5 protein-coding genes, 1 rRNA gene and 1 other annotated feature (1 of these 7 only partly in view) are annotated in these 6,347 nt (G+C 66.7%); of the genes, 1 reads left to right on the top strand and 5 read right to left on the bottom strand.

Annotation, left to right across the window (positions count from 1 at the left end):
• The 5 genes from HCR68_RS10540 to ppgK form a co-directional block, all read right to left on the bottom strand.
• Positions 1-112, bottom strand: a 16S ribosomal RNA gene (locus tag HCR68_RS10540); the annotation flags it as partial.
• A 637-nt stretch (positions 113-749) separates the two neighbouring features.
• Positions 750-1,490 (bottom strand): response regulator transcription factor, encoded by a 741-nt coding sequence (locus HCR68_RS10535; RefSeq protein ID WP_167149275.1) that lies wholly within the window; start codon positions 1,488-1,490, stop codon positions 750-752.
• Positions 1,487-2,899, bottom strand: coding sequence for a histidine kinase (locus tag HCR68_RS10530; protein ID WP_243859061.1), 1,413 nt, complete (start codon positions 2,897-2,899; stop codon positions 1,487-1,489). Before HCR68_RS10530 ends, HCR68_RS10535 begins: the two co-directional genes overlap by 4 nt.
• A 56-nt stretch (positions 2,900-2,955) precedes the next feature.
• Positions 2,956-4,221 carry a serine hydrolase domain-containing protein gene (locus HCR68_RS10525; RefSeq protein WP_167149271.1) on the bottom strand — a complete coding sequence of 422 codons (1,266 nt, stop codon included), beginning with the start codon at positions 4,219-4,221 and terminating at the stop codon, positions 2,956-2,958.
• 173 nt (positions 4,222-4,394) lie between these two features.
• On the bottom strand, positions 4,395-5,168 hold the full coding sequence (gene ppgK, locus HCR68_RS10520; protein ID WP_167149269.1) for a polyphosphate--glucose phosphotransferase: 774 nt from the start codon (positions 5,166-5,168) through the stop codon (positions 4,395-4,397).
• Positions 5,169-5,325: 157 nt separating this feature from the next.
• On the opposite strand from ppgK, the gene HCR68_RS10515 reads away from it, so the two are divergent.
• Entirely contained in the window at positions 5,326-6,228 is a 903-nt protein-coding gene (locus tag HCR68_RS10515; protein ID WP_167149267.1) for an IS982 family transposase, read from the top strand.
• Positions 6,229-6,286: 58 nt separating this feature from the next.
• Positions 6,287-6,347 (bottom strand) — a sequence feature (AL1L pseudoknot); it runs 68 nt beyond the window's last position.

Below are 6,347 nucleotides of genomic sequence, written 5' to 3'. Positions count from 1 at the left end.
ACCCGTTCGCCACTCATCCAGAACCAGCAAGCTGGCTCCTTCACCGTTCGACTTGCATGTGTTAAGCACGCCGCCAGCGTTCGTCCTGAGCCAGGATCAAACTCTCCAAACAAAACCAACAAAAAAAGGCACCCCAACCAACCACCAAACAAGTAAGGCAGCCAACCAGAACACCAACAGTCAGTTACACAGTCCAGAAAACCAGACCACATGGCCCCACCCAACCCCAAAACAAATCAGAACCAGGCAAACCAAAACAAAACAAGCCCCAGAAACCACACACACCAAACCAAACCACCCAAACAAAGGCAGACAACCCAGCAAACATGCGCACAGCCCCCAGGACCCATGGCATAAAAAACATGACACACTATCGAGTTCTCAAACAACACACCCAGCAAGATTTCGGCGGAGAGATTATCTTCGCTTGCCTCTCGAAGGCGACCGGACTAGAATAAGCAGATAGGAGTTCTGGAATCAAATTCGGATCGCGTGACCCTGATCTCTGAACTTTTCCGCTGTCGCCGTCCCAACCGGGCTCTCACCCGCTGACTCGACGATCCCTTCGTCCGGTACCGCCGTCTGACCCTTGGGTCGCTCCGGCAGCGAGGAGTACTATAGCCAGACGCCAACCCGGTCTGTCAAACAGATTCCACATGGCCTGCACCACATTTAGTGTCGCTGCCTGTCATCCCCGGTTTTCCCTGTGCTGACGCCACTTATGGCCTCCCAGCACAGCTCGCTCACCTTCACGGATGAACCAGGCCGGCACGGATCCCCCACAGCACCGCCTGGAGGCGGTCCCGGGACCCGGTCTTCTGCATGATTCCCGTCAGGTGGTACTTGATCGTCGTCGGCTCGACGTACAGTCGCGAGGCCATCTCACCGTTGGACATGCCTTGAGCCAGCAGCCTGAGCACCTCCAGCTCCCGTGCGGTCAGGCTGACCCCCGTAGAGGCCGCCCCTACGCGCATCGCGGCCTCGGACACGTCACCAGCCCCGGTCACTCCACTCTCCCTCCGGTCCTGGGCTCCGCCGTCCCCACTGGTGAGCGCACCTCGTGAACCTCGTCTGGAGAGCTCGTGCAGGATGCGTCGAGTGACGCGCTGGTCCAGGGTCCCCTCCCCCGCCGCCACGGATCGGACCGCTCCCAGCAGGGTGTCCTCATCGGCGCCCTTGAGGAGAAAGCCGGCGGCCCCGGCCTCGAGCGAGGCCAGGACGTCGTCGTCGACGTCGAAGGTGGTCAGGATGAGCACGTCGACATCCAGATCAGGGTCGGAGACGATCGCCCGGGTCGCCGCGATGCCATCGGTCCCGGGCATCCTGATGTCCATGCACACGACGTCGGGGCGCAGCTCACGAGCCAGCACGATGGCCTCGGCACCGTCGGCCGCCTCCCCCACGACCTCGATGTCCTCCTCCGTGCCCAGGAGGATGCTCAGGCCGGCGCGGACCACGGCCTGATCATCAGCGATGACAAGTCGAATCATGGAAGAGTCGCTTTCGTCTTGGTGTGAGCGTCGCCGGCACAAGAGTCAGCGACGCTGTCCTCGGGGAGGGGGATGATGAGCCGGTTGCACCAGCCGCCGTCGGGGGCCGGCCCGGTACTCAGCTCGGCACCTACCAGGGCCGCGCGCTCGGCCATGCCGGACAGTCCGTATCCGCTGCCGGTGCGGTCTCCTTCGCCTCGTTCTGTCTGCTCGGACTGCGGGCTCAGCGGCCGCCGGTTGCTCACCACGATCTCGACACATCCGCCCTGGTAGGTGACCCATACCTGGCAGGGAGCTCCCGGCGCGTGCCGCGCACTGTTGGCAAGCGACTCCTGAACCATGCGGTAGGCGGCGGTGTCCGCCAGCGGGCTGAGGGAGTGGGGGCGCCCGTTGGCGGCGTAGCCGACGCGCTGCCCCCGACGGCGCGACTCCTCGATGAGGCGGGGCACGGCCGCCAGCGATGGCAGGGGCACCGGCTCCCTCGTCATCTCACCCGTCACCTCGCCTCTCGGTCCGGCGGCCGACGACGTCGACCCGTCCTGTCCGTCCCCACCCCGGCCTTCGTCTCCAGAGCCGCCGCTGTCCTCGCTGCGCAGCAGGCTGACGACCTGTCGCAGGTCGGCCAGTGCGGTTCGCGCGCTGTCCTGAACCGTCTGGAGCATCTGGTAGGAACGTTCCGGATCCTTGTGCCGCAGGGCCGCCGCCGCCTGGGCGCTCACGATGACGCCGGAGAGGTGGTGGCCGGCGATGTCGTGGAGGTCGCGTGCCAGGGCGTCGCGGCTGGCCCGCAGCTCGCGCGCGACCCGCTCACGCCTCTGAGTCTCGAGCAGCTGCTTCTCCCGCTCGAGGAGCTCGGCCTTGTCTCGCAGCGCCCGGTGGAGTCGCTCACGCCCCAGCATGTACTCCGCCACAACCACTGCCAGGAGGTAGCGCTGAATCAGATGCACCGCGAGGAAGATGACGATGGCGACCACCCCGCGCCGGCCGGAGTGCGCCTCCCCGATGAGGAAGACGACGCTGAAGACGACGGTGCTGATGGCCAGTGCGACCTGCCAGCCCGGGATCCGGTAGCGCACGAGGTACCAGATCACCACCAGGACCGCGGTGGATCCGAGTCCCAATCGATCACTGGCGACGAGGATGACGAGATCGGCGGCGGTCACGACCGCGAGCACCCCGTAGGGGTAACGCACCGTCACCGTCACGGCCACCACCTGGACGGTGACCAGGACGAAGAAGAGGATCGCCCGGGGAACCGAACTGGCCCCATAGCTGCTGACGTGCTCAGGATCGGCCAGCACCATGCCGATATAGGGCAGCGCGCTGAGCAAGCAGCACACCACCGCGGTCCGGGGAAGGCGCGGTGGTGTCCGTACCTGGACGGAGGAATCGGGCACGTAGCCGGGCACGGCTTGAGTCAAGCACATGCGCGACGTCGAGGTGCCCGACTCCGCCTGCGACCTCATCACTTGTGGCACAAGGTCACGTCGACGGCGTCGCGCGCCATTTCTCCCTTCTCCGTGGCCGAGCTCTCCAGGTTGCTCTGATCGGCGATGGCGGCGGGCAGAGCGGTCAGGGCGAACGTGGCGGCGGTGCCGTCGGGACCGACGGCGTTATGGGTCTCGTATCCGTGAATAGAGCCTCCGTGCCCCCAGGCGGTACCCCCGCAGCTCAGTGTGTAACCGATAAGGCCCAGTCCATAGACAGCACCAGGCCCCAAGCGGGAACTGGCATCGAGCGCATTGGCCTTCATCTCCTCAATGCTGGCCCGGCTGAGCAGCCTGCCGTCGAAGAGGGCCTGGAAGAAGGCGTTGAGCTCACTAGGGGTCGAGATCATCGCCCCAGCCGCCCACCCCCAGGAGGGGTCCATCTCGGTGATGTCCTCCAGCTTGCCGTCGGCGTTGACGTGGTAGCCCTGCGGATGAGTCCCCTTGATACTCCTGTCCCCCGAGGCCGGGAAGTAGGTGTGGGAGAGCTTCAGCTTCTTGACGATGCGCTGGTCGATCTGCTCCCCGACGGGACGTTGGGACACCCGCTCAATGAGCATACCCAGCACGATGTAGTTCGTGTTGGTGTAGCTCCACTGCGTCCCCGGCTCGAAGGCCGCCGGCTTGCTCAGCGCGGTATCGAGCAGGTCCCGAGGCTGCGCGTAGTGGTCTCGGACCTGGAAGATATCGGCCTCCCCCGGGGTGGTGTCGGTGTACTCGGGCAGGCCGCTGGTGTGCTGCAGGAGCTGGCGCACCGTGATCCGCGAGCCGTCGATGCCCTCACCCTTGATGAGGCCCGGCAGGTAGGTCTCGATCGGCTCATCGAGCCCCACCTTGCCCTCCTCGACCATCTGCATAATGACAACGGCGACGAAGGTCTTCGTGTTCGACCCGATCCTCACCTCACCGTCCAGCGGCGGGGCCTGGCCCGTCTCCAGGTTGCTCTTGCCCACGGCCACGCCCGTCGACTCCCCCTTGGCATCCGTCTGCGCCGCCAGGACCGCCGGGTAACCGGCATCCACCAGCCCCTGAGCGCGGGACTTCAGGTGCGCGGCCTCATCCTTCGACGGCGCGGCCGAGGCAGTGCCCCCGGCCGCCCCCAGCGCGATCGCCGCCGCCAGGGGCACCGCCATGACCTTCCACAACACCGACGCGCGACGGCCGGTCCCCCTGCCGGCGGGCTCCACCGCGTGAGAGCCGGCTGCATCGGAACTAACGGAACTGATCTTCACTGCATCGCTCATGCCTCCAGTGTCATGAGCCAGCCAGCCGATCACCCCCGCCCGAAGCACAGTACCGCCTGTCCATACGGACAGTTCCGACATCTCCAGACCTCATACGCAGGTAGTGGTCCGATGGCGACCGGCCGGCATCACCAGCAGACGCCGTCGGCTCTCGTGGAGGACAAGGCCCCGACTCAGGCCACGGCGGCGCGGGAGGCCTGGTAGGCGGCCCCGACGATGCCGGCGGTGTTGAGCAACTGTGCCGGAACGATCGGGGTCTTGAGGTCGAGCAGCGGCAGGTACTTCTCGTGCTTGCGGGACACGCCCCCGCCGACGACGAACAGGTCCGGGGAGAAGAGCATCTCCACGTGGGAGTAGTAGCGCTGGAGGCGCTTGGCCCACTTCTTCCAGGACAGGTCCTGGGCGGTGCGCTGGCCGGCCGAGGCACGGCTCTCGGCGTCGTATCCGTCGATCTCCAGGTGACCGAGCTCGGTGTTGGGGACCAGGGTCCCGTCGACGACGACGGCCGAGCCGATCCCGGTGCCCAGCGTGGTGACGATGATGGTTCCGGGCACGTCCTTGGCTGCGCCGAAGGCGACCTCGGCCATGCCGGCGGCGTCGGCGTCGTTGAGGCCGGTGACCGGCCGCCCCAGGTGCTCGCGCATGAGCCGGGTGAGGTTGACGCCCGTCCAGGACTTGTCGAGGTTGGCGATGAAGGGGACGATCCCGTGGACGATCGGGGCGGGCAGGGCGACGCCGACCGGGACGTCGTCGGCGACCTGAAGCTGCTCGAGGAGCTCGCGGCACACTTCGGCCACGGCCTCGGGGGTGGACTCCTCGGGGGTGTCGATGCGCACGCGCTCACCGATGAACGTGCCCGTGGTCAGGTCGACCAGGGCGCTCTTGACGCCCGAGCCGCCGATGTCGATGCCGCATGCCACTGATACTGCCGGTGCTGTCGAAGTCATGAGGTCCTCCTGGTACTACGCGTCCTCGCGGCCGCCGCCCAGCCTAGATGATTGATTCCAAGGGGGTGTGGGTCGGCGTGGGTGCTTGGGGTGGGGACGAGGGTCTCGCAGGATCGGTGCTGCTAGAACCGTTTCCTCGCGCTGGGAGCTTGAGAAAGTGGACACCGACCTGGAGACCCTCGCCACCGCACTGTACGTCACTGCTGATGACCTGTTGAAGGCCCACCCCGAGATCACCCCGCCCCGCCCGCGGGTGGGTATCGTCCCGTCCATCACCGACGCCGAGGTCCTGACCCTGGCCGCCATCGCACCGTTGGTGGGCATTGACACCGACAGACGCTTCCTGCGCTACGCCCGCAAGCACCTGAGAGGCATGTTCCCCTACATCCCGGGCCAGTCCGGCTACAACAAGCGCCTGCGTGCCCTGGCCGGCACCATCGGGTGGCTGGCGGCCGTGCTGGCCACCACCACCAGCGTCTACACCGACGACGTGCACCTGGTCGACTCCACCCCCATCGAGTGCGCCCGTTCCCGGCCCACCGTGCGACGCTCGAACCTGGCCGGCTGGGCCGGCTACGGGTACTGCGCCTCGCACTCCCGCTTCTTCTGGGGCCTGCGCCTGCACCTGATCGCCACCCCCACCGGCCTTCCAGTGGCCTGGGCCCTGACCAGCCCCAGCCAGGACGAGCGCGAGGTCCTGCGCAGCATGCTCGAGCACCTGGCCCCCACCGGCGCCCGCACGATCATCGCCGACAAGGGCTACCGCTCCAAGGACCTGGAGGACGACCTGAACCAGGCCGGGCTGACCCTGCTGCGCCCGGCCGCACGCAACGAGGCCCCGCGCCCCGGCGCCGGCCTCCTGCGCCCTTTGCGCCAGAGGATCGAGTCCGTCTTCGACACCCTCAAGGACCAGCTCGGGCTCGAGCGCCACAACGGGCGCACCCCCACCGGAGTCACCGCACGCGTCGCCCAGCGCATCCTGGCCCTGACAGCCGCCATCTGGCACAACGACAACACCGGCAACCCCCAACTACGCTCCCTGACCCCCTACGACCACTAACCAACCCCCTTGGAATCAATCATCTAGCAGGCCGGCTACGACGGGCGTAGTAGGTGCTCGGGGCGATCTGCACACCAGCCTCGCTGAGTGTGGTGCAGATCGGCTCGACCCCGAACTCC

It is taken from the genome of Actinomyces sp. ZJ308 (genome assembly GCF_011752065.1).
Classification (GTDB): Bacteria; Actinomycetota; Actinomycetes; order Actinomycetales; family Actinomycetaceae; genus Actinomyces.
The sequence above is the reverse complement of the archived record's forward strand: the minus strand, read 5'-3'. Positions and strand labels throughout refer to the sequence as shown.